Origin of the sequence: Virgibacillus sp. NKC19-16 (assembly GCF_021560035.1) — a bacterium.
GTDB lineage: Bacteria > Bacillota > Bacilli > Bacillales > Amphibacillaceae > Virgibacillus_L > Virgibacillus_L salidurans.
Window position 1 is genome coordinate 213,667 of sequence record NZ_CP074373.1, and the last position, 26,333, is coordinate 239,999.

A 26,333-nucleotide genomic window follows, 5' to 3' on the forward strand; every position below is an offset into this window, starting at 1 on the left:
TGATTCATATGAATTGTAACGATGAGGCTCACGGGCTTATCCATAAATATTTAGATGGAGACTTAACCAAAGCAGAAGAGAAGGAACTTGGCAGCCATTTAGAAGAATGTGAAGCATGTCAGAAGCATTTATATGAGCTAAAAAGGACTATCACACTTCTACAAAGTACGGAGCATATAGCAGCACCAGCGAATTTTTCAAATAATGTTATGCAAAAATTACCAGCTGAAAAGAAACGTGTGACATATCTGCGCATGATTAAGGCACATCCCCTGGTGATCTCGGCAGCGCTAATTTTTATATTCATGATTAGTGGTGTTTTTTCCTCATGGAATCAGGATAATGAATTGGTTGTCTCGAAACAGGAGGATTTAATTATCGAGGGAGATACCGTTATCGTTCCCGCAGATGTAACGGTATCCGGAGATTTATATGTTGAAAACGGTGATTTAATTATTGATGGAACAGTGGATGGAAATGTTACATTGATCAACGGTCAGCTAATAGAGAATGAAGCCATGGATGAGGAACCGCTAATGGCAGGATCTGTCGGAGAAGTAAGCGGTGAACTGAATCAGGTAGATCAAATTTTCGATTGGATATGGTATCAGGTAAAAAATGTATTTCAAGGTGTATTTGACTTTTAGGGGATGTTCAAAAATTCCCTGCTTGAAAAAAAGCAAAAGAACCTCCCCTCTGCTTCCTATTTTTTTATACATGTACCATACAAAAATATGTTATAATAAGAAGGCTACTTTCCAGTTGTTGGGGAGTGATTTTATGTACAGAGGGATGTGTGAACATGCTTGATGGGGGATTCCTTTTAAATCTGCTAAGAATAGGCGTAGATATAGCTCTCGTCTGGTATGTATTATATAAATTAATGATGCTGATTAGGGGCACAAAGGCAATCCAGCTTTTAAAAGGGATTGTGGTTGTGTTGGCTGTCAGAATGCTAAGTATTTTATTTAGCTTACAAACAATCGAATGGATTACAGAACAAGCCATTCTATGGGGATTTCTCCTTATAGCTATTTTATTCCAACCAGAGATAAGAAGAGCATTGGAACAGCTTGGAAGGGGAAATATTTTCGCAAGAAGTGCAAGATCTGAAGAGGAATTGATGGAACAAAATATTGAAGCAATCATACAATCATGTAAATATATGGCTAAAAGGCGTATAGGCGCATTAATTTCAATTGAGCGTGAAACAGGAATGGGTGATTATGCAGAAACAGGGATACCGATAAACGGGAGACTGACTCATCAACTGCTTACAAATATTTTCACACCAAATACACCACTTCATGATGGTGCTGTCATTATAAAAAGGGAAAATATTGTGGCTGCGGCTTGTTATCTGCCATTATCAGAAAGCCCTTATATATCAAAGGAACTGGGGACAAGGCACAGAGCGGCAATGGGTATTAGTGAAGTGACAGATTCACTGACGATTGTTGTATCTGAAGAAACCGGTAATATTTCTTGTACACGTAATGGAGAATTACATAGAGAACTTGACCCAGAAGATCTTCGTAAAATATTAAATGAAAACTTATCATTACATCTTAAAACCCCTGAAAAGAAGTCATGGAAACGAAAGGGGGAAAAGAATGGATAAGTGGTTTGAAAGTAAATGGTTTGTAAGGATTATAGCATTGGTTTTTGCCATATTACTATATGTGATGGTTAGTATGGAAACAGATACGGCAGAAAATGAGAATACCCTTTTTCCAGAGACATCAGATGAGGTGAGTACACTAGAAAATGTTCCGGTAGATATACGTATGGATGAAGAAAATTATGTTGTGAGTGGTGTTCCGGAGTATGTCAACGTTACTTTAGAAGGTGTTGCGAGAATATTGACTCCAGTAGAGAGACAACGGAATTTTGATGTGTTTGTTAACCTGGAAGGGTTAGGAGAAGGGACACATGAAGTGGAAATTCAGTATGAAGATATACCACCCGAATTGTCCGTATACATCGAGCCAAAAACAGCCGAGGTGACGATTGAAGAACGAGCTACAGAGGAATTTCCGGTGACTGTAGACTTCATTAATAGCGACCAGCTTGCGGAGGGTTTTGAACTTGGTGACTTCGAAGTAGAGCCCACGTCGGTATCCATTACCAGTTCAAGAAGTATTATCGATCAAATCGGAATGGTAAAAGTGTTTGTGAATGTATCCGGATTAGATCAATCGATTAACAATCGTGAGGTACCTGTTAATGTATATGATAGTCAAGGAAATGAATTGAATGTTTTAGTGGAACCTGAAAATGCTGTCGTGTCTGCTGATATAAATAATCCAAGCGATACCGTATCACTCAATATCTCAACAACAGGTGAATTGCCGGATGGGTATGCATTAGAGTCGCTTGATGCTAATATAGATGAGGTTGAAATTTTTGCTACGACAGATGTATTGGAAGAAATAGAAAGTGTTTCTACAGAGGAAATAGATTTATCGCAAATTACAGAGTCACAAACAATTGATGCAAGCCTGTCTCTGCCTGAAGGAGCAGTATCGGAAACGGAGACGGTGGAGGTCGATGTTGAGGTGGAGCCAGCGCAAACCATTGAAGACGTTCCTATTGAAACAGAAGGCTTGCAGGATGGACAAGATGTGACCTTTGTGGATCCGGACAACTCGGAAATGGATATAACAATTGCAGGAAATGGCGCAGATGTAAGTGAATTAACAGCAGGAGATTTTAATCTATTCATTGATGTAAGTGATTTGGAAGAAGGTGAGCATTCCTTGCCTGTAACGATTGAAGGCCCGGATGATGTGACAATCACAGGGGAATTTGAAGAAGTAACAATTGAAATCACTTAAGTGACGCCTGTAAGAGATTTACCGAGATTAATAAACATCGCTCTCACTAGGTCGAATTGGATATAAAGGAGAGGTATAGCAATGGGAAAATATTTTGGAACAGATGGTGTCAGAGGAGTTGCAAATAAGGAACTCACACCAGAACTGGCATTTAAATTAGGACGTTTTGGTGGACACGTTTTAACTAGTGATACAGAAAAGCCTAAAATCATCATAGGACGTGATACACGCATTTCCGGGTACATGCTTGAGGGTGCACTTTTAGCCGGGTTACTATCGATTGGTGCAGAAGTCATGCGTGTCGGCGTCATTTCAACGCCAGGTGTTGCTTACTTAACAACAGCCACAAGCTCACAAGCTGGCATCATGATTTCGGCATCACATAACCCAGTTGAAGATAATGGCATTAAATTTTTCGGCTCGGACGGTTATAAATTATCAGACGATCAGGAAAATGAAATTGAACGCCTCATGGACGGGGATGATGATCTGCCGCGTCCTGTTGGCGGGGATGTAGGTGTCGTTAATGACTATTTTGAAGGTGGCCAAAAATACCTCTCCTTCTTGAAGGATACGATAGATAATGACTTTGAGGGTATGCGAATTGCGCTGGATTGTGCTCATGGTTCAACATCTACCCTGGCGACACATTTATTCGCTGACCTGGAAGCCGATATTGTCTCAATTGGCTCATCACCAGACGGGTTAAATATAAATGATAATGTTGGCTCAACGCATCCGGAAAAGCTGCAGGAATTTGTAGCAGAAAAGGATGCCGACATCGGACTTGCTTTTGATGGCGATGGGGATCGCCTAATCGCTGTCGATGAAAAAGGAAACATCGTTGACGGTGATCAAATCATGTATATTTGTGCAAAATATATGAATGAAATAGGTGTACTAAAATATAACACGGTCGTATCAACGGTGATGAGCAACATAGGGTTTTATAAAGCGCTGGAAGAAAACGGAATACACAGTGATAAAACGTCAGTAGGGGACCGTTATGTCATGGAAGAAATGCGAAAAGGCGGCTACAACCTTGGCGGAGAACAATCAGGGCATATTATTTTCCTCGATTATGTGACAACAGGCGACGGGATGTTATCCGCTATCCAGCTTGTAAATGTCATGAAAGAAACAGGTAAGCCCCTATCAGAGCTCGCAGGAGAAATGCGTATCTTTCCGCAAGTACTGAAAAATGTAAAAGTTGTCGATAAAAATGAAGCCCTGACGAATTCTCGCATTAATAGCGAGATCGAGGCAGTTGAAAAAGAACTGGGTGATGAAGGACGCGTACTGGTCCGGCCATCGGGGACAGAACCTCTTGTCCGTGTCATGGTAGAGGCGCCTACGAAAGAAGACTGCGAAATGTATGTTGAACGTGTTGCGAAAGTGATTGATGATTTGTTGGGGATGAAGGAATAGATTTGATTGGAGCCGCTCTCTGGGATGGGGGCGGTTTTTTGATTGGGATTGTTTAAAATGATGTGTAATAAGTGGATGGCCCCTCCCGTTTGAGTGTGCTCCCTCCCGTATTGGATGCATGCTGTCCCGATATGAAGTTGCCCCCTCCCATTTTGGATGTTTTCTCTCCCGATTTGAACGTGCTCTTCTTTTCAATGTTGATAACTGGTTCTGCCAGATTGATAAAAACTCCCGCGAGCGATCCGCCGACCGAATCCCGACCCCAATGGGACGAGTCCCGTAGTCCGAGCAGCTACACGATTAAGTCTAATAAAAAAACCCAATATCTCTACCACATGCGAGAGAAATCATTTATACTAGGATTATCTATTAATTTTGAAAAAACATACGAATGAGGAGGTCAACAATGATACAATTTCCAAAGCCAACCGTAGAACAATTTTTCCGCACAAATGTGATTAAAGATTTTACAGTGAGCAGTAATGAAGAGCGGCTTATTTTCAGTTCCAATATAGACGGGAAAGTGAATTTATGGGCAATGGATTTACCGGATACATTTCCATATTTGTTTGCCCATCATGATGAGTCAATTAGCTTTATCCAGGTTGATCCGAAAAATCGCTATGTGCTCGCAGGGTATGACAAAGACGGGGATGAGAACCATCAGATCTACGCTATTCCTCATGAGGGCGGACTCCCGCAGCCGCTTATTACTGGGGAACCGGAGGAAAAGTATTATTTTACCCATCTGAGTGAAGATGGAAAACGAATCTATTATATGACATCGAAAGAGAATCCATCTTTCCTGAACGCGCGCATGCGTAACTTGGAAAATAATACCGATACATTACTGAACGAGGGAGAAGTATCGCCAACGCATCTAGTAGCGGTATCTGACAATGAAGATGCATTTGTATATTTGCGCATGTTTGCAAATACATATATTACAGGCTTTGTGAAAATTGGTAATAAATCCTATGATTTAACACCTGATCCCGAAAAGGTTCACGTTGTTGGGGATGCTGTTTTTGTCGATGATAAAACGATCTATTTTGTAACAGATTACGAGAGTGAATACAGCTATGTGGCAAAATTTGATCTGGCTACAAAGGAATTTGCGTCTGTACTGGCGATCGAGGAAGAAAGTGTAGAATCTCTAAAGTGGGACAAGGAAAATGAATCACTTTATCTAGTAACTGAAAAAGGTGTGGAAGATATTTTATACCGTTACGAACCGGAATCGGAGCATCTTAAAAGGCTGTCCACACCAGTTGATGTGATTGAAAAGGTACATGTTGCCAAATCCGGGAATCTGTATATGCTGGGAAGAAGCAGCACCGTACCACTTAATATTTTCCAAACAACAAATGGGGAGGAATGGAAGCAACTGACAAACAATCGCGTACTGGGTCTTAGCACGGAGGACATGGTTGAGCCTGATGTGGTTTCCTATAAATCTTTTGACGGTATGGAAATAGAATCTCTATTATTCAAGGCAAAGCCTGAAAATGACAACGGTTATACGATTCTTTGGCCACACGGGGGGCCACAGGCATCTGAGCGAAAAATGTTCCGTTCGATGTTCCAGGCATTCCTGAATCGCGGATATACCATTTTCGCGCCAAACTTCCGTGGGAGCACAGGCTATGGCTCATCTTTTGTAAAATTAGTGGAACAAGACTGGGGAGAAGGGCCGCGCCTGGATAATGTGGCCGGCATTCAGTGGCTGTTTGATAATAATATCACAAATCCGGAAAAATTATTTCTCGTTGGTGGCAGCTATGGTGGCTACATGGCGCTTCTATTACACGGACGCCATCCGGAATATTTCAAAGCGGTAGTCGATATCTTCGGGCCGTCTGATCTATTCACATTCGTTAATTCCGTCCCGCCTCATTGGAAGCCAATTATGGAGCGCTGGGTAGGTGATCCAGAACGTGATAAAGAGCGTTTTATTAGGGATTCACCCGTAACTTACCTGGACGGTATGACAAAACCAATGCTCGTTATTCAAGGGGCAAAAGATCCACGTGTCGTCAAAGAGGAGTCCGACCAAATCGTCGCTAAACTTGAAGAAAAAGGCCGCGATGTGGAATATCTCGTGCTGGAAGACGAGGGGCATGGCTTTTCGAAAAGAGAAAATGAGATTAAGGTGTACAGTTTGATGCTGGACTTTTTGGAGAAGCATCAGGGATAGGATAGATATTGAGAAAGGAAATCTGAAAATGAATGTTAGAAAAATGAGTTTACTAGCCTTATTTATAAGTCTATCTGCAGTAGGCGCGGCTATTAAGGTACCTGCAGTGATTGGAAGTGTAGCATTGGATGTTTTCCCGGCTTTATTAGCAGCGGCTTTCTTTGGGGCGGGAGCCGGAGCTATGGTCGGGGCTTTCGGCCATTTGCTTTCAGCGCTTATTGGGGGAATGCCACTCGGAATCCTACACTTAATTATTGCGATAGAAATGGCTTTGCTTGTTTCACTGTTTGCTATACTTTTTCAAAAAGAACAAAAGGTTTTAGCTGGAGTGTTATTCTTGTTCGGTAATGCCTTGATCGCCCCATTACCATTTATATTCTTATTTGATATTGCATTTTATATTGCAATGCTACCTTCGTTATTCATAGGCTCTCTATTAAATATAACTATAGCTTATATAGCTATTCCGCGTTTGTTTGGATTTCAGAGATATTATTATAAGGGAGAAGTGAGGGGATGAGATACTTTAGTGAAAAAGAAAAAACAACTATTAGTAAGGAAGTAGAAATAAACCCCGAAATTAAAAAGATGATACAAGAAATTAGAGAAGAATATAGGCAGGGATTTGGCATGCCAACTTCAGATCTTCTTGAATCATTTTCTTCTAAGGACTTTGAATTTTAACCAGTTTAGCGATAATAAATGACTATTCTAGTCGCTGAATTTGGCACGTTTATGGTCAAAGCCCTGCTGTATTATAAACGGGTGAAGAGAGGTGTAGAGTATAGTTAATATTTGGGCTGAGGAGAGTAGTTGAGGATCCTCTCTCCCATCAGAACCCGTGCTTCCTTGAACTAAAAGTAATGACAAATCCTGTAGAACTATGTATACTTAAGTTGTGAAAAAATTAATAGTTTAAGGCTTCAGGTGATTTCGACTTCAGAAATTATAATAGGGAAGTTGGTGAAAATCCAACGCGGTCCCGCCACTGTATATGTGAGCTAGCTGTAATGACCACTGTGCATTCGATGTATGGGAAGGACAGTAAGCGATGATCATAAGCCAGGAGACCTGCCTGTAACCGGACGCGCACCAAACCTACGAGGAATAGGAGGGTGTAATGGGACAGGTTTATTTTATTTGTTGGCTGCCCTTTTACATATCCATCTTCATTTCTCGTGAAGATGTTTTTTTAGTTTATACAAATACTATAAGGGGGTACGAACGTGAAAAAGATTTTATCATTTTTATTTGTATTAATACTTACATTTGGTCTTTTAATCGGCTGTGGCTCTGAATCCGAAGATGATTCGCAAATTTCAGATGACAGTGCCGAACAAACAGAACAAACGGAAGAATCAGAGGGCACAGAGGAATCAGAAGAAGGAGCATTTCCGTTAACGATCACAGATGCGCTTGATAATGAAGTGACCATAGATGAAAAACCGGAGCGTATTGTTTCGGTGATTCCAAGCAATACAGAAATCGCATTTGCGCTTGGGCTGGAGGATGAAATCGTTGGTGTCTCAGACCATGATAATTATCCGGAAGAAGTGCAGGAAAAAGAAAGAATAGGTGGTTTAGAAATGAACATCGAAGTAATCCTTAGTTTGGATCCAGACCTCGTTCTTGCTCATGGATCCAGTGCGGAATCCTCTCAGGAAGGACTGCAACAGATTCGTGCTTCCGGCATCAATGTATTTGTTGTAAATGATGCACAGGATATTGAAGGAACCTATGAAGCCATTGACCAAATCGGACAAGTTACAGGAACGCAGGAAGAAGCAGATGAAATCGTCGACAATATGGAAGAAGGATTTGCAAACTTAAGTGAAACGGCAGAGGAAATTCCTGAAGAGGAACGCAAATCGGTCTTTTTTGAAGTATCACCGGCACCGGATATTTTTACTGCAGGACAAAACACATTTTTCGATTCACTCCTAGAGGTTGTTGATGCAGATAATGCTGCTGAAGAACTGGATGGCTGGGTGCCAATCGATCCGGAGTCCATTGTAGGGCTGGATCCTGATGTTATTATAACGACATACGGGCATTATTCGGATAATCCGGTAGAACAAGTAGTAAGTCGTGACGGTTGGGGCTCCGTGACTGCTGTTGAAAATGAAGATGTTTATGACATACATTCTGACATTGTAAGTCGTCCGGGCCCACGCTTAGTTGAGGGTGCAGAGGAGATTGCTGAAGTTGTTTATCCGGAATATTTTGAAGCGGAGTAAATATGTAGTTGCCTATATAATGGCACTCGTATTTTTAATCATTTCCATGCTGACCGCTATATCGGTTGGTAGTGTGTCCGTTCCTGTTTCAGAAATTATCACAATTCTCGGTGCACAGATTTTTCACTTACCGATAGCTGAACAGGTCGATGAGACATATAGAAATATTGTTTTTCAAATTCGCCTGCCCAGAGTGATTTTGGCAGGGTTAGTTGGAGCCTCTCTTGCCATTGCAGGAGCGGCCTTTCAAGGCTTACTGCGAAACCCACTGGCGGATCCATATATCTTGGGAGTTTCTTCAGGTGCTTCTGTTGGGGCAGTTGCGACATTGTTTTTTAATATTTCTATTCCATTCCTTGGACTTTATACGCTGCCGGTTTTAAGTATTACGACAGCCTTATTGACTATTTTATCTGTGTTATTTTTCGCTAGAAGAGTGGACCGGACGATGCGGGTGGAGACGATTATTTTAACGGGGATTATTTTTAGTTCTTTTTTAGGTGCATTTATCTCCCTTATCATTGCTTTTACAGGTGACCAACTGCAGCAAATCATGGGCTGGCTGCTTGGTAGTGTGTCGATGCGGGGATGGAGCTATGTTGGTATTATTATTCCATTCTTCATTATTGGAGCCCTTTTGCTGCTTATCAACACAAGAGAGTTAAATGCGATGTCATTTGGAGAAGAACGGGCACAGCATCTAGGTGTCGATGTCCAAAAACGGAAATTAATCATTTTGGTTGCCGGGTCGATACTGACTGGTGCGGCGGTGGCGGTTTCCGGGGCAATAGGTTTTGTTGGTTTGGTGATTCCGCATTTAACTAGACGCCTGTGGGGACCGGATCATGTTCACCTCTTGCCACTCTCCATTTTAACCGGTGCAGGATTTTTAATGCTGACAGATCTGTTGTCACGAACGATTATCTCGCCGACAATTTTGCCGATTGGTGTGATCACGGCATTAATTGGGACGCCAGTATTTGGAGTCATTTTGATTAAACAACGAAAAGGAAATCGAGGGGGGATGTAATGTTACGTTTGGATGCAGTTGTTGGAGGCTATGATGGGAAGCCTGTTATAAAAGATGTCAGCTTTTCTGTTTCTAAAGGAGAGTTCTTTGGTATCTTAGGCCCTAATGGCAGCGGGAAGACAACCTTGCTGAAAATGGTTAGCGGATTAATTGCCTGTACAGATGGTTCCATTCAACTAAATAACACGAACATAGCGGATTTTTCGCGAAAAGAACTGGCAAGGAAAATGGCAGTACTCCCCCAACTCTCTGCACACGCATTTTCCTATACGGTGAGGGAGACGGTGGCACTTGGAAGATACGCGCACACCCGAGGCTTGTTTCAAAGCTGGACAACGAAGGATGAAGAAGTACTGCAAATGGTCATGGAGCAAACGAACATCACCCGCTTCCAGCATGATTTGGTGGAGCAGCTCTCAGGTGGTGAGCAACAGCGGGTGTTTCTCGCACAAGCCTTAGCCCAGCAGCCGGAAATTTTATTACTCGATGAACCGACCAACCATCTGGATTTAGCCTATCAAAAAGATTTGCTTGATTTGTTGAAAAAAGGGGCAAAACAGCAAGGGCTGACGGTTATTTCTATTTTTCATGATTTAAACCTTGCCAGTTTGTATTGTGATCGATTGCTACTACTGCACGAAGGACAGACACGAGCCTTGGACGCCCCGGATGGTGTACTGACAGAGGAATTAGTTAAAGAGGTGTACCAAACCGAGGTGAAAAAGCATCCCCACCCGGAAATTGCCAAACCGCAGATGCATTTAATTCCTGCTGGTGACGATTTTTTATCTGATGCGAAGATTGATGCTTCCATGCTGCATGTGAAAAAGGAACATATTACGCTCACATCTAAAGTCCCAATGCGAACATTATCATCAGGCGTGTGTGGTGCCGGTCATGGCTGGAATAGTTATTTTGTTAATCGTCATGTTCCGAGAGACTATGACTGTTCGGATCCTGAAAGTGAGATGCGGAATTACCTAGAAGCGTATGGATTCGACGCCTCTCTTACGGTGGGAATGATGACGGCCGTTCAGATGGAAGGTGTTGCTTATGGGTTATGGGAAAAAGAAGACGTTTCCCTTTTTACTGTAGTGACAGCAGGGGTCGGGAACGCGACAGATAGCACGCGAACAGAAGCGGCTTTTGGGAAGGTAAAGCCTGGGACGATCAATATATGGTTATTTGTAAATGGGAAACTGACGGAAGAAGCCTTTATACAGGCGGTAATGACTGCAACAGAGGCGAAAACGAAAACGCTAATGGAGCTGGGGGTTAAAGATAGCGAGACTAATACTATCGCAACCGGCACCTCAACTGATAGCATTCTGGTTGCTGCCGTGCAGCAGGGGCCTGTTCTTTCCTATGCAGGTTCCGCGACGAAGCTTGGCCAATTAATTGGAAAAAGTGTCTATACAGAAACAAAAAAAGCAATCCAGCGTTCTCAAGGTTTAATGTAACTTATGGTGATTCATCATTTGCTTAGTATAACACTCGCTTTGGTCATAGACCGACTAATTGGTGATCCCCCTTCCTGGCCGCATCCGGTTCGCTGGATTGGCTCCATGATTTCATGGCTGGATCGGCGTTTGAATAAGGGAGACGGGCGCGTAACAAAAGGAATTCTCATGCTGATTGTGATTGGTATCGTGACATTTTCTATTACAGTATTAATTGTATACGGTGCATACCAAGTTCATGTTTTTGCAGGGATTGTAGCAGAATCGCTCATCATAGCAACTACCATTGCCGGGAACGATTTGAAAAAGGCTGCTCATCGTGTTTATCTGCCTTTGAAAAAAGGGGACGTTACGAAAGGCAGACAACAGGTTTCGATGATTGTTGGAAGAGACACAGACAACTTGAATGAAGAAGAAATAACAAGGGCGACAGTCGAGACAGTTGCAGAAAATATTAGTGATGGTATTACGGCACCGTTATTCTGGGCGCTGGTTGGCGGTGCACCGCTGGCGATAGTGTACCGCGTGGTTAATACTTGTGATTCGATGGTTGGGTATAAAAATGAAAGGTATGGTCAATTTGGCTGGGCGTCCGCTCGGTTTGATGATTTGCTTAATTGGCTGCCAAGCCGCATTACTGGTTTTTGCATGATTACGTCGAGCTCATCTCCTTTCGTAACGAAAAAACAGGCAGCCTATGACTTGAAGCGGGAGGCTAGGAAGCATCCAAGTCCTAATAGCGGCTGGGGCGAAGCGGCTCTTGCTATTCTACTGGGTGTGCAGCTGGGAGGAACGAACTATTATCAGGGTATTAAGTCAGAGCGCGCTGTAATGGGGCAAGCTTATAAAAACTTGTATAAGGAACACATTTTGGGCGCTCTCTCCATCATGGAACGTTCGGTTAGGCTCTTTTTAATACTTTTATGGATAGGGGGAGGATGTTATGCAGCTGCCGTCACATGGTTCTAATCCGCATCATTTATACAATGCGCTTGGGATAAATCCGCCAGAGAAAATTGTGGATTTCAGTGTGAATATTAATCCGTTAGGCGCACCTGAGGCGATCAAACACAACTGGGGAAATTGGCTTGCGGATATTTATGATTACCCAGATCCTACTTTTGCCGAATTGAAACAAACAATTGCTGCAAAGGAAGGTATCGAGGAATCCTGTCTGCTACCTGGAAACGGCGCGTCCGAACTCATTACGTTAATTGCCCGCTATCTCCAAGGAAAAAAGGTGCTGATCATCCACCCGGCTTTTTCCGAATATGAGGCTGCATGTCGGAGTGAAAACTGCATCATTTTTTACCATATTCTTTATCCATCCGAATGGGGGATGGATATGGAATCATTGCAGCAGAAATTGAAAACGGCTGACGCTGTGTTTTTTTGCCATCCGAATAATCCAACAGGTATGCAATATGATCGTACAACCATTGATTGGCTTATTGGTACATGTGAACAGTCCGAAACCCTGTTAATCTTGGATGAAGCATTTTATGACTTCGCAGACAATCCTGTAACCTTTATTGATGAAGCCAGCCAATCGCCATTCCTATTGGTGCTGCGCTCATTGACAAAGATGTACAGTATTGCTGGCTTGCGTCTGGGATATCTCGCAGGGCATTCGGAAGTGCTGACGGAAATTGGCAAAAGGCAGGCCCATTGGAGTATAAATGCAATTGCTTTAAAGGCTGGAAAAATATGCTTGGATGATCAGCAGCACGTCTCACAAACCCGTGACTATATCAAGAAAGAAAGGGATCGGTTATTTTCTTTTTTCAGGGAAACAGGTTTTCAGCATAGTCCATCAGCCATCAATTTTTATCTAATTAGAGATCCATCCATGGACGACCAGCAGGAACTTTTTACATTTTTACTCAGGAAGGGAATTGTATTACGTCACACGTATAATTTCCCTGGGATCGAGGGGGAGTGGCTTCGCGTGGCTATTAAAAAGGAAGCGGAAAATAGTTTGTTGATGGAGGCGTTATCCGAATGGAAAAGGGTAAACTGATTTTTGTTACTGGCGGTGTTCGCAGTGGGAAGAGCTCTTTTGCTGAGGAATTGGCAACAGATTGGAGCAGGGAGCTAGACGCGAATTTACATTATATTGCATGTGGTGTTCCCTCCGATAAGGAAATGCGTCAACGAATAACGCGTCATCAGGAAAATCGCTCGATCGCATCTATTAATTGGAAAACATGGGAATGTCCGACTAACCTGCAACGTATTTCAAGTAATTTTTCAAAACAGGATATTCTCGTACTCGATTGTGCGACAACATTATTAAACAATTATTTATTTGATCAAAACATCAATGACTCCAGTGTGGTGATGAACTATATGTTAACAGATATATTCAGTTTACAGGAGGCTTCTAGTGGGGTGATTGTTGTTTCTAATGAAGTAATGCAAGATGTCCCGCATCAAGCATCGGTAACAAGAAAATACCAATACATACTCGGAAACGTTCATCAAAACATCGTGGAGTGGGCGGATGCTGCCTATTTGGTGGAGAGCGGTATACCGGTTTGCAAGAAGGGAGGGGCTGAAAATGAAAGGGATAATGATCCAGGGAACTGCTTCTAATGTCGGGAAAAGCATACTCACAACTGGTCTATGCCGCCTTTTTGCAAATAAAGGATATGATGTTGCACCGTTTAAGGCACAGAATATGTCCGATCGCTCGGTTGTAACAAGTGACGGAAAAGAAATAAGTATTGCGCAGGCCCAGCAAGCGGAAGCGGCCAGTCTCGCCCCTTCTGTTCTCATGAATCCTGTTCTATTAAAGCCTCGCGAAAATCAGCAGACAGAGGTGATCCTTTTCGGGGAAAAAAGAAGCATCGTTTCTGGACAGGATTATAAGAAATCCTATTATGATCTAGCGAGAGAAGCCATTCAGGACGCATTGAATCAACTGGAACAAGACTATGACTTAGTTTTGATAGAGGGTGCTGGCAGCCCGGTGGAGATGAATTTAAAAGAAAGCGATCTTGCTAATATGGCTGTAGCGGAAATGGCGGAAGTTCCTGTTATCCTAGTGGCTGATATTGACAGGGGAGGTGCATTTGCCAGTATTGTCGGGACACTGGAATTACTGACATCGGATGAAAGGAAGCAGGTAAAAGGGATTATTATAAATAAATTTCATGGGGATGTTTCTTCTTTTGCTACCGGCAGAGAATGGCTGGAGTCGTATAGCGGGGTTCCTGTTCTAGGAGTTGTGCCGCATATTGAACATAATCTTGCTGAAGAGGATAGTGTTAAGGGATGGTGCCCCCAAAACGAAACCCATCCCCGTCCAACGGATAAGCAGTCCAATTACGACAATCTGGCAGAGCACTTGGGAGCCTATATCGATTGGGAAAAACTATTAAACATCATTACGGGTGAAAACGATGCTCGCTAATTTACGAGGATTTTTCATAGGAATCTGCATAAACCTGCAATTTTTCACAAGTATTCCAATAAAAAGGGAGCTCCCGATGAGTCGCTTCTATATTTCACGTGCGCTAAAGACATTCCCGCTGCTTGGGTTATTGCAAGGGGCATTCTATGCAGCTGTCTTATTGATACTTCAGTCTTTTACGCCTTTTTCAGATGTCGTGATTGCCCTTTGTTTGTGGCTTGTACTGATATTTTTATCTGGCGGAATTCACTTGGATGGTCTAATTGATACAGGCGATGCTTATTTTTCGTATAGGGATAAGCAGAAGCGGCTGGAAATTATGCAGGATCCTCGTGTTGGTGCATTTGGCGCACTAACGATCATCGTTTTTCTTGGCGTTCGCTTTGTTGTTTTATATGAATTGCTGACAATAGCTATACCTTGGACATATTTAATGGTGATGTTGATACCCTTTCTTGGTAAAATGCTGTTGGGTGCCTATTTGCAACTAATGCCGGCAGCAAGAAATAGCGGAATGGCTGTCTTTTTTCAACAGGGGAGAAGCAACGCATTCTGGGTTACTTATGGTATCTATTTAATTATCATTGGTATAATGCTAGCGCTACTAAATACGGAATTGCTTGTATTCTATTTTATTCTGATAAGTAGTATGATTGTTATAGGATTTATTGTTGCTGGGAAAATAAAGAAAAACTTCGGCGGCATTACAGGAGACACGTTAGGTGCGAGTTCAGAAGGGATGGAACTTTTGTTATGGATAGCGGTGTGGCTGTTACACTCTTTCGCCATGGTGTAACAAAGGCAAATCTGGAAAGAAGGTACCTTGGCTGGAGTGATCCGCCGATTACTGATGAAGCACGGGATAAGTTAACAGGATTGCCATGTGAGGCGTACGATCTCTGTGTTTCTAGTGATTTACTTCGGTGTAGGCAAACGGCCGCTGTACTTTGTTCCAATGCCCCTTATGTAGAAAGTGCTGCATTTCGGGAGATGAATTTTGGCAAGTGGGAACTGGCGACCTACGCGGAACTTTGCCATGAACCTGAATATCGAAACTGGGTGGACAATCCGCTTATTAATCGTCCGCCTGATGGGGAGAGCTTTTCTGAAATGGAAAGCAGGCTGAATCGCGGCTGGCAAACACTGAAAAGCCAAGTAGATGAAGATGAGCATAGAAATATTTTACTTGTCACGCATGGCGGGGTAATACGTTTCCTGTTAACAAAACTCACTAAGGAGAAGAGAGGCTTTTGGGAATGGCAAATTCTTCATAGCACTGGGATCAAGCTTTACTGGGAGACGCTAGACTGGAAGGAGAATAACCGATGCACTTCATTACAGGCGGTGCCTACAATGGAAAGCGAAAATGGGTAAAAAAACATTATGAACCGAATCAATATCGATGGCTATCCGCATATGATACAGATACGCTAATGACCCCCGTGAGTACAGATCTATCAGCTACCGTAATTTTAGAAGGTGTTGAAAAATGGATTCATGCCCAAATAGGTCCTGAACGCTCAACAAACACATTGCGTAAGAACGTGATAAATCTATTCACGCCATGGCTGCAGTGGGAAAAAGTGGACAGTGGGCGAAACCTTGTCATCATTGGTACTGATATTTCCAAAGGTATCGTACCAATTGATAAACGTGATCGCATGTGGCGAGACATTACAGGATGGACATATCAGGACTTAGCAGGTCGTGCGGAACGGGTCGATATCATCTGGTATGGAATGGAAGAAACGATAAAAAACAAAAGGGAGTTGTAACAATGCGATTATATACAAAATCTGGAGACAAAGGCCAAACAAGTGTCATTGGCGGAAGAGTCGATAAAGATGATATCCGTGTTGAAGCATATGGAACCATTGATGAAGTGAATTCGTTTGTAGGAAAGGCTGTCTCAGAATTAGATAAGGAATTATTCAAAGATATTGTAGCAGACCTGGAGAAAATTCAACACGAATTATTTGATTGCGGATCCGAATTATCCAATATCTCAAAGAAGAAAAGGGAACATCCATTAACCGAAGAACCTATCACTTATCTGGAAGACAAAATGGATGAACTGATAGATGAAGCACCGGAACTGGAACGATTTATTTTACCAGGTGGTTCAGATGCTTCGGCTTCCCTCCATATTGCCAGGACAGTTGCAAGAAGGGGAGAAAGAGCCATTGTATCGCTGATGAAGGCTGAAGAAGAGGTTTCTCCCATCCCATTAAAATATGTGAACCGCTTGTCTGATTATTTATTTGCCGTAGCACGTGTCATCAATGCCAGACTAGATGTCCCTGATGTAGAATATGAACGAAGCGCCAAAGTTTTCCGTGGCAGCAATAAGAAGAAAAAGGATTAAGGAATAGATGAGCAATGCTGTCATAGTACCATTAAACGCCGATCAAGAATTAGTCATTACTGCTGATAATAGTGGCGCTATCGGTGAAAAACCACAGGATGCGGTGAGTACATCGAATACAATTGTAGGTTACTCAACCTTGCGTGTTGCTATGATGGAATGCCTTGCTGAAGGAGCAGAGCCTCGAACAATTGTCATGCAAAACTTTACCAGTGACAAAGCCTGGCAGGATTATAAAAATGGAGCCGAAGATGTTTTGAAAGCGTTGGAGCGGGATATGCTTCCAATCACGGGAAGTACGGAAAGTAATTTTGCCAGTCTGCAGTCAGGTCTTGGTATAACGGTTATTGGGACCAGAACAATAGAGGATAACCGAGACTCTGAATGGTCTGGTGAAGAAAAATTTGCTGTGATTGGAGCCCCATTAGTTGGGAACGAAGTACTCGAGCGGCAGGATGAAGTCATACCACTTGCTTTGTTTCAGAGGTTTTGTCAGATGGAAGAGGTAAAAGCAGTGTTGCCTATTGGCTCCAAGGGAGTTGCAGCGGCTTGGAGAAGTTGGACAAAACGGGACGATAAGCTTTCCTCTGATATTGATTTGGAAAAGTCGGGTGGCCCGGCGACTTGTATCTTGATCGCTTTTGACAACAGTAATTTAGAGACAATCCAGAAGGCCACAGGATCTTTTTTTCATCATTTAGTGCCTTCTGAGGGATCTAGCTTGTAGCGGATAAAATCCCTGCAAGCTTACCTGTGTTTCATGAGATGGGCCAACAAAATGAACACATCGCAAATCACCTTCATAAACTAACTTAAACTCATTGAAAAAATTGTTGACCGCCTACTCATTCTTAGATAAAATGTAATAGTCTACTCGCAAATGAGGCGATAGACTTCAGTCAAAAATAGAAAGGAGCATAGAAGTTACAAAAGCAAGAAAAAGCGCCAGGACTATTTTTTAGACCGATGATTGAAAATAGTTGACGAGGTGGAGGTTAATCGAGAAGTTCGGCGGATTCCTCCCGATTGTACATCTCAATCGATAGGCTTTGTTCTCCAAAACAATGAGGTGACTCGTTGGCCAAAGGATAAAGTGAGATGCCAAAACAATCACGAGAAAGGGGCAGCATAACGCCCCCGGAAATAGAACAGAAGGAAGGTCGTTTTTGTCTGCCCCTTTCATCTAAGGAGGACAACGATATGTGCGGCATTGTAGGCTATATCGGGCAAAACGATACGAAAGAGATTTTATTAAATGGACTGGAAAAGTTAGAATATCGCGGCTATGATTCAGCTGGAATAGCAATGTTAAACGAAGACGGCATAAATCTTACGAAAGTAAAAGGCCGTATAGCAACGCTTAGAGAAAGCGTGGATAATACTGCTCATGCAACAATGGGAATCGGCCATACCCGCTGGGCAACACATGGTGTGCCAAGTGAAGAGAATGCACACCCACACACTAGTGCGTCTGGAAGATTTACTCTTGTTCATAATGGTGTTATCGAAAATTATCAGGAATTGAGAAGAGAATATCTAAACGATACGGCTTTTGTTAGTGAAACAGATACGGAGATTGTCATTCATCTAATCGAAAAGCTTTTTGACAAATATCAGGATACAGCTGAGGCATTTCGTCAGGCCATAAGCCTTTTAAAAGGTTCCTATGCAATTGCAATGATCGATACGGCAGATCCAGACAATATATATGTAGCAAAAAATAAAAGCCCATTATTGATAGGTTTAGGCGATGGATTCAATGTTGTTGCCAGTGATGCAATGGCAACATTAAAAGTGACGGATCAATACCTGGAAATTTACGATCAGGAAATCGTCATTGTGAACCGCAGCTTTGTTGAAATCCAGAAGCTAAGTGGTGCAGTGGTTGACCGTAAGCCGTATACAGCAGAAATCGATATGAGTGATATTGAAAAAGGAACCTATCCGCATTTCATGTTGAAAGAAATTGATGAACAGCCATTTGTTATGCGTAAAATTATCAACGAATACCAAAACGAAAACAATGAACTGAAGCTTGATGCAGATATCCGAAGCGCTATGCAAAAAACAGACCGCGTCTATATCATTGCTGCAGGCACAAGTTACCACGCCGGATTGGTTGGTAAATCGTTCATTGAAAAAATCGCAAACATTCCAGTTGAAGTCCATGTAGCAAGCGAATTTTCATATAACATGCCACTGTTGTCAGAAAAGCCATTATTTGTGTTCATCTCACAAAGTGGAGAGACTGCTGACAGCCGTTCCGTACTAGTAAAAATTAAAGAAATGGGACATCCAGCATTAACGATGACAAATGTGCCAGGATCCACCCTTTCTCGTGAAGCAAATTACACCTTAAATTTATATGCAGGGCCGGAAATTGCCGTTGCCTCAACAAAAGCATACACGGCACAAATTGCGGTACTCGCAATTTTAGCAGTAGATACGGCACAGGCAAAAGGTCTTGAGTTAGAATTCGATCCCATGCAGGAGCTTGCCATTGCCGCAAATGCGATGGAAATTTTAACAGATCAGAAAGATGAGATTGAAGGCCTGGCAAGAGACTATTTACCAACAACACGCAATGCATTCTTCATCGGCCGCAGCGCAGACTACAATGTCTGTGTAGAAGGAGCATTGAAGCTGAAAGAAATCTCTTATATCCAGGCAGAAGGTTTTGCCGGAGGAGAATTGAAGCACGGAACTATTGCGCTAATTGAAGCGGGAACACCGGTTATCGCACTGGCAACTCAAGCGAATGTGAACTATTCAATCAGAGGTAACGTGCAGGAAGTTGTAGCACGCGGTGCGAATGCAATGGTAATTAGCATGAAAGGTCTGGAGCAGGATGAGGATGCATTTGTTTTGCCACATGTGCATGAACTGCTGACACCACTTGTAAGTGTTGTGCCAATGCAGCTGTTGGCTTATTATGCGGCATTGCATCGTGGGTGTGATGTTGATAAGCCGAGGAATTTGGCTAAATCAGTTACTGTTGAGTAATTTTTTAGATTTGAAATAAAGTTTAACCGTCTATAAAAAATTTACCCCTTTGGATATGATTGTCTAAAGGGGTGTTTTTGTGGCGAAACGAAAAAGAACATCTAAAGTCGATAAGTGGATTAAAGAAGGTCAGGAAATTGGTTCTAATACGTTTTAAGATAAGAAAGGAAAGAAAGATGATGGATAGACAAAATGAACTTGTTCCAAAATTTGTTCAACAAAAAGCGAAAAGCTTGGGTTATGAGGGTGAAAAATGTTACATAATTTAAAGGATCTTTAATTGCTATTCACTCTTTTTACAATTTGAAAGAATAGCAGGAAGATGTTTTTGAAAACTAAATAAGGGTAGAGGTATTTAAGCGTTTATCTGGTGGTTAATTATCAAAATTTAAAATACACCAAGGTGGTGAAGACATGAAAGCCTTATATTTTTCCGCGGGAAGTTCTGTTTATGAAATTCAAAAAATCGAGAATGATTGGGTGATGAAAGAAAGATCGGCACCGAATGTATTGTTGAGTCTTGCAGCAGATCCCTCTCTGCCTGGAAGGCTGTATGGGGGGACATTTGACAATGGTCTGTGGATTAGTGATGACAGTGGCGAGACGTGGGAGCCTGCCGGGCCAGGCATAACACATAACCGGGTAATGAGTGTGGCCGTCAGTCCAATTGAGGAAAGGAATGGTTATCGTGTTGTATGGGCAGGCACGGAACCCAGCGGCCTATTTCGTTCCGAAGACGGTGGTCAAACATGGACTGATTGCCCGGGATTACTAGAATTACCGTCACGATCTTCCTGGAGCTTTCCACCTCGTCCCCATACCCATCATGTGCGTTGGATTGAACCGGATATTCATGATGGAAATCGTATCTTTGTCGGGATTGAACTTGGCGGTGTCATGAAAAGTGAAAATAAAGGGGGGCGTTGGGAGGATCGCAAACCGAATTCCCAATATGATTGCCATGCATTAACGATTCATCCTCAAGTTCCGGGGCGAATATACGAAGCCGCGGGTGGCGGGTATGCCGAAAGTTTTGATGCTGGGAACACTTGGCAGACAGTCAACAAGGGGCTGGAACCCTATAACTACCTGGTCAATATTGCCGTGGATCCGGGTGATGCAGATACGATGGTAGCATCGGCTGCAAAAGGCCCGCGTGTAGCATATGACCCTTCGCGAGCAAGTACGATTTTGGTGCGACGCGAAAATGGCGGTTCTTGGATTCCTGTATATGATGGTCTTCCTGAACCGGAGGGCTCCACTGTTTTTGCGCTGGCCTCTGATGCAGACGAGCCAGGTGTTTTCTACGGAGTTAATAATCTCGGCTTTTATATTTCTTATGATGCCGGGCGCACTTGGGAGAAAGTACCGGTGGAATGGCCGGATCATTTGAAAAGTAAAAGAACGCAGGGGCTGGCGTTGATTTAACAGCTTTGCCGAGAAGTCTCCTTCAAAATCTTGGATTAGCTGGAGAGGTTCACGGACGCTGAGATACCGATATTTTAGAAAACTTGGCTGTCACCAAGCCTTTCGGTGACAGCCTTAGTTGCACTTTTGCAGTAAGAAATATGATATGCTTTCTTAACTGCAAAAAAAGAGGCAACTCCACAAAGTTGTCTCTTTTGTAGTTTTTGATATTTTATCAAAAATCTTTTGTACTTAAATTTAAATTTGCTCAACCACTCCTTGGATAGATTCTTCGCCCTGCAAGGTTTCCAGTTTCTTACCAAATATATTTTTCTTATTCAGAACTTCTATTAATACAGAAGCAACATCCTATGTTAAAAAATACTGGGCTCAATCCTTAATTCCAGCCTGTCCACCCACGCTCATATTGGGGCGGTATATCCAAGTTATCTGTCTGGTGAACATCATGGGAAGCTTTTAACGGAAAATATGGATCCCGTAACATTTCTCTCCCCATAAGTACGATATCGGCGCGACCGTTACGAATATGATCATCTGCTTGCATGCCTTGGTTGATCAAGCCTACAGCTGCTGTTGCAATGTTCGCGGAATGTCGGATTTTTTCGGCGAAAGGAACTTGATAGCTTGGACCAACATCAATCGATGGATTCGATGTATTTCCGCCTGAACTGCAGTCGATAAGGTCCACTCCTTCCTCTTTTAAACGTTTGGACAGTTCGATAGAATCTTCAATCGTCCAACCGCCATCAACCCAATCGGAGCTAGATATACGAACGGTAAATGGTAAGTTTTCCGGCCATTCCTGACGCATGATCCGGGTCGTTTCAATCACGAATCGAATACGATTTTCAAAACTGCCTCCATACTGATCTGTCCGTTCGTTTCCTAAAGGTGAATAGAAGCTGTGTGCCAGATAGCCATGCGCCGCGTGAAATTCGACCCATTGAAACCCTGCTTCTCGAGTTCTGATCGTCGCTTGACGAAACGCTTCTTGGATCTCATGAATATCGTTAATCGACAGTTCTTTTGGTGTTCGATTGTTTTCTGAAAAGGGTATAGCACTTGGCCCGACAACTTCCCATCCACCTTGCTCATCAGAAACATCGACACCGTAGTCATTTTGCTTCCAAGGTGCATATGTAGATGCTTTTCTCCCAGCGTGTGCCAATTGAATTCCAGGAACAGCTCCTTGGTCTTTGATAAACTGCGTGATCCGCCCGAAAGCTTCTGTGTGTCTTTCGGAATATATCCCTAAATCTTCAGGTGAAATTCGTCCTCGTGGTTCAACAGATGTAGCTTCAACAATAACTAGCCCCGCACCGCCAACGGCACGTGAACCAAGATGAACGAGATGCCAATCATTCGGCAAGCCATCATCTGCACTATATTGGCACATGGGAGAGACGCCGATTCTGTTTCGTAACGTTAAATCCTTGATCGTTAATGGAGAAAAAAGATGTGGCATAGGTGAAGCCTCCTTATTTGTTGTTATATCACTTATAATATCATTAATATTATTTCAACAAAAACCTTTCCACTTTACGTATTTTTCTTAATAATTTATCATTTATACCATAGATAAAGTACAGGAGAGTATCCGGATCCGAATGTCCACTAATTGAAGGTGACGAGAAATGAACATTACCTATTTGCTCTTCTTTCTTTGCATTATTGTCTGCACATTAATCATCACCTACTGGGCGGCGAGGAAAAGCAAGACGACAAATCAGTTTTATATTGCAGCGGGAAGTTTGACAGGGATGCAGAACGGCATGGCGATTGCCGGGGATTATATCAGTGCTGCGTCGTTTTTAGGGATTGTCGGTATGGTTGCGCTGCATGGTTTTGATGGGTTTATGTATGCTATTGGTTTTTTGGTTTCTTATTTGATCGTCTTATTTTTTATTGCTGAGCCGGTGCATCACCTGGGGAGATATTCGCTTGGTGATGTGATATGTGCGCGTTTTCCGTCTGATACAGTGAGAAGTACAATGGCTGTAGGCACACTGATAATTTCCGTGCTTTATATGATCCCCCAGCTCGTGGCGGCTGGACTCTTGATTCGTTTGCTGCTCGACATTGAGTATTCCACTTCTGTTCTGATTATTGGAAGTCTGATGACTATTTACGTAGTGTTTGGCGGGATGTTTGCGACTTCTTGGGTACAGATTGTGAAAACCGTGTTGCTCCTCTCCGGAACTTTTTTGCTGTCACTGATCGTCTTTTCCCGCTTTGACTGGAATTTGTCAGCATTACTCCAACAGGTTCAGCTTGGCACTCCGCTGGGTGAGCAGTTCTTCCTGCCCGGAAATTTATTTGCCGACCCAATGGAGAGTCTGTCGCTTCAGCTTGCTTTAATTCTTGGGACAGCAGGGTTGCCGCATATCTTGATTCGATTTTTTACAGTAAGGAACACGAAGGAAGTGCGAAAATCCGTGCTCGCTGCCAGCGGAATTATCGGCGTATTTTATATCATTACCCTCGTTTTGGGGCTTGGTGCGGTGGCGTTGGTCGGGTACCAGCAACTGATCACTCTTGACGAAACAGGCAATTTATCGGCACCCTTGCTGGCAGATCAATTGGGCGGGGATTTCCTGATGGCGTTTATATCGGCGATTGCTTTTACGACGATTGTCGCTGTGGTTGCCGGTTTGGTGATTTCCGCGACGACTGCATTCTCTCATGATATTTACTTTCATATTATGAAAAAAGGGCAGACAACGGAAAAAAGACAGGTTCGTGCGGCGCAGGTTTCTGCATTTATTATCGGGTTGGTTTCCACCCTGATTGCCCTTGGGTTAAGAAATATAAATGTGACGTTTCTAGTGTCTTTAACCTTTATTGTCGCAGCATCCAGCATTCTTCCGGTACTAATGTTCACGATTTATTGGAAGCGATTTAACCGGGCGGGGGCAATTACCGGGATGATCACTGGACTCGCCGGTGCGTTTGTCCTAGTCTTGTTTGGCCCGCATATCATGCATCCGGATCATGGATGGATATTACGCGAGCCGCTGATCCCGCTTTATAATCCCGGTATTATCGCCATTCCATTCGGGTTTCTGGGCGCCTATTTAGGGACGATATTTTCCGGAAAGACACCAGAAAACGCCGCAGATTTTGCAAAATTCACTGTAAAGGCGCACACCGGGATGGATGCTGGGAGTGAACGCCGATGATGGAACTTACGATTATCCTGTTTGAACGATTAGGCTTGTTATTGGTGATTGCTTTCGTCCTGACGAGAATTCCGGGGTTCCGGTCTCTAATTTACCGGGAATTCAGCGGGAAAATGGCGCTGATTCATGCTGGGATGTTTGGTTTGTTTGGAATTGCCGGCACGATTACCGGGGTAGTGATTACGGAGGACTTTACTGTGCTAAGGAATTTCGTCTGGACAGTGGAGGATGATCAGATGATTGTTAGCTCCAGCCTTGTCGCGATTGTGATTGCTGGGCTTTTGGGCGGTCCGCTGGTTGGTGCCGGAGCAGGGGTCATTGCTGGTGCGCATCTGTTTATGCTCGGCGGGGTCGGCTTTTTGGCCAACAGTTTGGTCAACCCGCTGACTGGGCTTTTGGCAGGGTATACTGCCCGGTTCTTTTCCCGGGAAAGGGTGATTTCACCGATGAAGGCTTTGTTCATCGGAGTTTTTCCACCAATTTTGCTGATACATTTGCTGCTGATTTTTGATACAACTACTATGGATATGATCGCGGTGGTCAACACGATCGGTTTGCCTGTGGTGCTTTCCAACAGTATTGCCATAGCGATATTTACCGCCATGATTGGGATTGTTCTCAGGGAGCAGGAAAATGAGGCAGCACAGGCGGCGAGACAGGCATTGGCGCTGGCTGAGGAAGCCATTCCCTATTTAAAAAACGAATCGATTGCTGAGCGGGCAAATGGGATTGCTGATCTTTTGTATGAGCGGCTGAAATTGGCAGCAGTTAGTGTAACAACCGAGAAAGAAATCATGGCACACCGCGGATTGGGGCATGACCATCATTTGGTGGGTAACCAAATCACCACCGATTTATCCAAGCGGGCGATTGCTGAGGGGCAAATGCTCATCGCCCATTCCCGAGAGGATATAGAGTGCGAACAGGAAAAATGTCCATTAGAGGCGGCGATCATTATCCCGATTATGGAAGGAAATGAAGCGACAGGACTGATTAAGCTATATTTTAAGAAATCCCAGCATATTCGTCCGGTGGAATTGATGCTGGCAAGAGGGTTGGGTCAACTTATTTCCAATCAGCTTCAAACGATAAAAGGAGAGCGGCTAGAGCTGTACAGCCGTGATGCTGAGCTTCGTAATCTGCAGGCGCAAATCAATCCGCATTTTCTGTTTAATACGCTTCACATGATTGCGGCACTTGTCCGCAAAGATCCTGCGGAAGCGCGCCATATTACGGTGAAACTGGCTCATTTTATGCGATTTAATATTAAATTGGTCTCTGAACAGCTGATTTCCATGGATAAGGAATGCCAGCACGTGCAGGCGTATATCGATATTGTTCAGCGGCGTTTTTCCAGCCGGCTGGATATTCAATTTGTGCAGCCAGAGGAGTTGGCGGAGCTTTCCATTCCGCCATCGACCATTCAGCCGCTCGTTGAAAACAGTGTGCAGCACGGATTGGCTACGGTTACGGAAGGCGGGGAAATTGAGGTCCGCATCGTGAAAGTTGCCGGTCATGTCCATGTCAGCGTTCGCGATAATGGTATTGGTTTTCCGGAGGATATTGTTAGAGAGGCCGGCCAGGTAGTACGGATGGAAAAGAAAAACAGTGGAACAGGTTTATACAATGTTAACCAGCGTCTGATCAGCCTGCTTGGGGAAGATGCGCGTCTCGTGGCAAGAAATCTGCCGGAGGGTGGTAGTGAAGTGAGTTTTCAGATTGAAACAAAAACGGAAGCATACTAGCCGTTGGTG

At 43.3% G+C, this 26,333-nt stretch carries 24 protein-coding genes and 1 riboswitch; of the genes, 23 read left to right on the forward strand and 1 reads right to left on the reverse strand.

Annotation, left to right across the window (positions count from 1 at the left end; translation table 11 throughout):
• Nucleotides 1–8: 8 nt before the first annotated feature.
• The 21 genes from KFZ58_RS01225 (at nt 9) to KFZ58_RS01325 (ending at nt 21,400) form a co-directional block, all read left to right on the forward strand.
• Nucleotides 9–647, forward strand: coding sequence for a zf-HC2 domain-containing protein (locus KFZ58_RS01225; RefSeq protein ID WP_235793065.1), 639 nt, complete (start codon nt 9–11; stop codon nt 645–647).
• Nucleotides 648–802: 155 nt separating this feature from the next.
• Nucleotides 803–1,621, forward strand: a complete 819-nt coding sequence (gene cdaA, locus KFZ58_RS01230) for a diadenylate cyclase CdaA (protein WP_235793066.1) — start codon at nt 803–805, stop codon at nt 1,619–1,621.
• A complete protein-coding gene (locus KFZ58_RS01235; RefSeq protein WP_235793067.1) occupies nt 1,614–2,837 on the forward strand; it encodes a CdaR family protein in 1,224 nt (407 codons plus the stop codon). The genes cdaA and KFZ58_RS01235 overlap by 8 nt, the downstream gene beginning before the upstream one ends.
• Nucleotides 2,838–2,918: 81 nt before the next feature.
• Entirely contained in the window at nt 2,919–4,265 is a 1,347-nt protein-coding gene (gene glmM / locus KFZ58_RS01240; RefSeq protein WP_235793068.1) for a phosphoglucosamine mutase, read from the forward strand.
• Between the two features lie 406 nt (nt 4,266–4,671).
• Nucleotides 4,672–6,462: a S9 family peptidase gene (locus tag KFZ58_RS01245; protein WP_235793069.1), complete on the forward strand. Its 1,791-nt coding sequence runs from the start codon at nt 4,672–4,674 to the stop codon at nt 6,460–6,462.
• Nucleotides 6,463–6,490: 28 nt separating this feature from the next.
• Nucleotides 6,491–6,982 (forward strand): ECF transporter S component, encoded by a 492-nt coding sequence (locus tag KFZ58_RS01250; RefSeq protein ID WP_235793070.1) that lies wholly within the window; start codon nt 6,491–6,493, stop codon nt 6,980–6,982.
• Nucleotides 6,979–7,146 (forward strand): hypothetical protein, encoded by a 168-nt coding sequence (locus KFZ58_RS01255; protein WP_235793071.1) that lies wholly within the window; start codon nt 6,979–6,981, stop codon nt 7,144–7,146. The genes KFZ58_RS01250 and KFZ58_RS01255 overlap by 4 nt, the downstream gene beginning before the upstream one ends.
• A gap of 224 nt (nt 7,147–7,370) precedes the next feature.
• Nucleotides 7,371–7,555: riboswitch (cobalamin riboswitch) on the forward strand.
• 133 nt (nt 7,556–7,688) lie between these two features.
• Complete coding sequence (locus tag KFZ58_RS01260) at nt 7,689–8,699, forward strand: ABC transporter substrate-binding protein (RefSeq protein WP_235793072.1); 1,011 nt, start codon at nt 7,689–7,691, stop codon at nt 8,697–8,699.
• On the forward strand, nt 8,659–9,729 hold the full coding sequence (locus tag KFZ58_RS01265; RefSeq protein ID WP_370642373.1) for a FecCD family ABC transporter permease: 1,071 nt from the start codon (nt 8,659–8,661) through the stop codon (nt 9,727–9,729). The genes KFZ58_RS01260 and KFZ58_RS01265 overlap by 41 nt, the downstream gene beginning before the upstream one ends.
• On the forward strand, nt 9,729–11,189 hold the full coding sequence (locus KFZ58_RS01270) for an adenosylcobinamide amidohydrolase (protein ID WP_235793073.1): 1,461 nt from the start codon (nt 9,729–9,731) through the stop codon (nt 11,187–11,189). The genes KFZ58_RS01265 and KFZ58_RS01270 overlap by 1 nt, the downstream gene beginning before the upstream one ends.
• A gap of 18 nt (nt 11,190–11,207) precedes the next feature.
• Entirely contained in the window at nt 11,208–12,158 is a 951-nt protein-coding gene (cbiB, locus tag KFZ58_RS01275) for an adenosylcobinamide-phosphate synthase CbiB (protein WP_370642376.1), read from the forward strand.
• Complete coding sequence (cobD, locus tag KFZ58_RS01280; RefSeq protein ID WP_235793075.1) at nt 12,133–13,209, forward strand: threonine-phosphate decarboxylase CobD; 1,077 nt, start codon at nt 12,133–12,135, stop codon at nt 13,207–13,209. Before cbiB ends, cobD begins: the two co-directional genes overlap by 26 nt.
• A complete protein-coding gene (locus KFZ58_RS01285) occupies nt 13,191–13,784 on the forward strand; it encodes a bifunctional adenosylcobinamide kinase/adenosylcobinamide-phosphate guanylyltransferase (protein WP_235793076.1) in 594 nt (197 codons plus the stop codon). The genes cobD and KFZ58_RS01285 overlap by 19 nt, the downstream gene beginning before the upstream one ends.
• The gene (locus KFZ58_RS01290; RefSeq protein WP_235793077.1) at nt 13,750–14,604 is read left to right on the forward strand and encodes a cobyric acid synthase; all 855 of its coding nucleotides are present in this window, start codon (nt 13,750–13,752) and stop codon (nt 14,602–14,604) included. The genes KFZ58_RS01285 and KFZ58_RS01290 overlap by 35 nt, the downstream gene beginning before the upstream one ends.
• The gene (cobS, locus tag KFZ58_RS01295) at nt 14,594–15,400 is read left to right on the forward strand and encodes an adenosylcobinamide-GDP ribazoletransferase (RefSeq protein WP_255694997.1); all 807 of its coding nucleotides are present in this window, start codon (nt 14,594–14,596) and stop codon (nt 15,398–15,400) included. The genes KFZ58_RS01290 and cobS overlap by 11 nt, the downstream gene beginning before the upstream one ends.
• Nucleotides 15,358–15,978 carry a histidine phosphatase family protein gene (locus KFZ58_RS01300; RefSeq protein WP_235793079.1) on the forward strand — a complete coding sequence of 207 codons (621 nt, stop codon included), beginning with the start codon at nt 15,358–15,360 and terminating at the stop codon, nt 15,976–15,978. The genes cobS and KFZ58_RS01300 overlap by 43 nt, the downstream gene beginning before the upstream one ends.
• Nucleotides 15,930–16,379, forward strand: a complete 450-nt coding sequence (locus KFZ58_RS01305) for a bifunctional adenosylcobinamide kinase/adenosylcobinamide-phosphate guanylyltransferase (protein ID WP_235793080.1) — start codon at nt 15,930–15,932, stop codon at nt 16,377–16,379. The genes KFZ58_RS01300 and KFZ58_RS01305 overlap by 49 nt, the downstream gene beginning before the upstream one ends.
• 2 nt (nt 16,380–16,381) lie before the next feature.
• Complete coding sequence (locus KFZ58_RS01310) at nt 16,382–16,969, forward strand: cob(I)yrinic acid a,c-diamide adenosyltransferase (protein WP_235793081.1); 588 nt, start codon at nt 16,382–16,384, stop codon at nt 16,967–16,969.
• A 7-nt stretch (nt 16,970–16,976) separates the two neighbouring features.
• A complete protein-coding gene (locus tag KFZ58_RS01315; protein WP_235793082.1) occupies nt 16,977–17,696 on the forward strand; it encodes a hypothetical protein in 720 nt (239 codons plus the stop codon).
• Nucleotides 17,697–18,169: 473 nt separating this feature from the next.
• Nucleotides 18,170–19,972, forward strand: coding sequence for a glutamine--fructose-6-phosphate transaminase (isomerizing) (gene glmS / locus KFZ58_RS01320; protein WP_235793083.1), 1,803 nt, complete (start codon nt 18,170–18,172; stop codon nt 19,970–19,972).
• Nucleotides 19,973–20,386: 414 nt separating this feature from the next.
• A complete protein-coding gene (locus KFZ58_RS01325) occupies nt 20,387–21,400 on the forward strand; it encodes a WD40/YVTN/BNR-like repeat-containing protein (protein ID WP_235793084.1) in 1,014 nt (337 codons plus the stop codon).
• A gap of 376 nt (nt 21,401–21,776) precedes the next feature.
• Here KFZ58_RS01325 and KFZ58_RS01330 read toward each other — a convergent pair whose 3' ends face one another.
• A complete protein-coding gene (locus tag KFZ58_RS01330) occupies nt 21,777–22,865 on the reverse strand; it encodes an NADH:flavin oxidoreductase/NADH oxidase (protein WP_235793085.1) in 1,089 nt (362 codons plus the stop codon).
• Between the two features lie 169 nt (nt 22,866–23,034).
• On the opposite strand from KFZ58_RS01330, the gene KFZ58_RS01335 reads away from it, so the two are divergent.
• Nucleotides 23,035–24,579 (forward strand): solute symporter family protein, encoded by a 1,545-nt coding sequence (locus KFZ58_RS01335; RefSeq protein ID WP_235793086.1) that lies wholly within the window; start codon nt 23,035–23,037, stop codon nt 24,577–24,579.
• Nucleotides 24,576–26,324: a LytS/YhcK type 5TM receptor domain-containing protein gene (locus tag KFZ58_RS01340; protein ID WP_235793087.1), complete on the forward strand. Its 1,749-nt coding sequence runs from the start codon at nt 24,576–24,578 to the stop codon at nt 26,322–26,324. The genes KFZ58_RS01335 and KFZ58_RS01340 overlap by 4 nt, the downstream gene beginning before the upstream one ends.
• The last annotated feature ends 9 nt before the right edge of the window (nt 26,325–26,333 follow it).

Bases quoted from the DNA above. Each gene is read 5' to 3' on its own strand.
- KFZ58_RS01300 (WP_235793079.1), top strand. From the start codon at position 15,358: ATGGATAGCGGTGTGGCTGTTACACTCTTTCGCCATGGTGTAACAAAG.
- KFZ58_RS01310 (WP_235793081.1), top strand. From the start codon at position 16,382: ATGCGATTATATACAAAATCTGGAGACAAAGGCCAAACAAGTGTCATT.
- glmS (WP_235793083.1), top strand. From the start codon at position 18,170: ATGTGCGGCATTGTAGGCTATATCGGGCAAAACGATACGAAAGAGATT.
- KFZ58_RS01305 (WP_235793080.1), top strand. From the start codon at position 15,930: ATGCACTTCATTACAGGCGGTGCCTACAATGGAAAGCGAAAATGGGTA.
- cobD (WP_235793075.1), top strand. From the start codon at position 12,133: ATGCAGCTGCCGTCACATGGTTCTAATCCGCATCATTTATACAATGCG.
- KFZ58_RS01335 (WP_235793086.1), top strand. From the start codon at position 23,035: ATGAACATTACCTATTTGCTCTTCTTTCTTTGCATTATTGTCTGCACA.
- cdaA (WP_235793066.1), top strand. From the start codon at position 803: ATGCTTGATGGGGGATTCCTTTTAAATCTGCTAAGAATAGGCGTAGAT.
- KFZ58_RS01290 (WP_235793077.1), top strand. From the start codon at position 13,750: ATGAAAGGGATAATGATCCAGGGAACTGCTTCTAATGTCGGGAAAAGC.
- KFZ58_RS01250 (WP_235793070.1), top strand. From the start codon at position 6,491: ATGAATGTTAGAAAAATGAGTTTACTAGCCTTATTTATAAGTCTATCT.
- KFZ58_RS01270 (WP_235793073.1), top strand. From the start codon at position 9,729: ATGTTACGTTTGGATGCAGTTGTTGGAGGCTATGATGGGAAGCCTGTT.
- KFZ58_RS01330 (WP_235793085.1), bottom strand. From the start codon at position 22,865: ATGCCACATCTTTTTTCTCCATTAACGATCAAGGATTTAACGTTACGA.
- KFZ58_RS01285 (WP_235793076.1), top strand. From the start codon at position 13,191: ATGGAAAAGGGTAAACTGATTTTTGTTACTGGCGGTGTTCGCAGTGGG.
- KFZ58_RS01255 (WP_235793071.1), top strand. From the start codon at position 6,979: ATGAGATACTTTAGTGAAAAAGAAAAAACAACTATTAGTAAGGAAGTA.
- KFZ58_RS01315 (WP_235793082.1), top strand. From the start codon at position 16,977: ATGAGCAATGCTGTCATAGTACCATTAAACGCCGATCAAGAATTAGTC.
- cobS (WP_255694997.1), top strand. From the start codon at position 14,594: ATGCTCGCTAATTTACGAGGATTTTTCATAGGAATCTGCATAAACCTG.
- KFZ58_RS01225 (WP_235793065.1), top strand. From the start codon at position 9: ATGAATTGTAACGATGAGGCTCACGGGCTTATCCATAAATATTTAGAT.
- glmM (WP_235793068.1), top strand. From the start codon at position 2,919: ATGGGAAAATATTTTGGAACAGATGGTGTCAGAGGAGTTGCAAATAAG.
- KFZ58_RS01325 (WP_235793084.1), top strand. From the start codon at position 20,387: ATGAAAGCCTTATATTTTTCCGCGGGAAGTTCTGTTTATGAAATTCAA.
- KFZ58_RS01340 (WP_235793087.1), top strand. From the start codon at position 24,576: ATGATGGAACTTACGATTATCCTGTTTGAACGATTAGGCTTGTTATTG.
- KFZ58_RS01235 (WP_235793067.1), top strand. From the start codon at position 1,614: ATGGATAAGTGGTTTGAAAGTAAATGGTTTGTAAGGATTATAGCATTG.
- KFZ58_RS01245 (WP_235793069.1), top strand. From the start codon at position 4,672: ATGATACAATTTCCAAAGCCAACCGTAGAACAATTTTTCCGCACAAAT.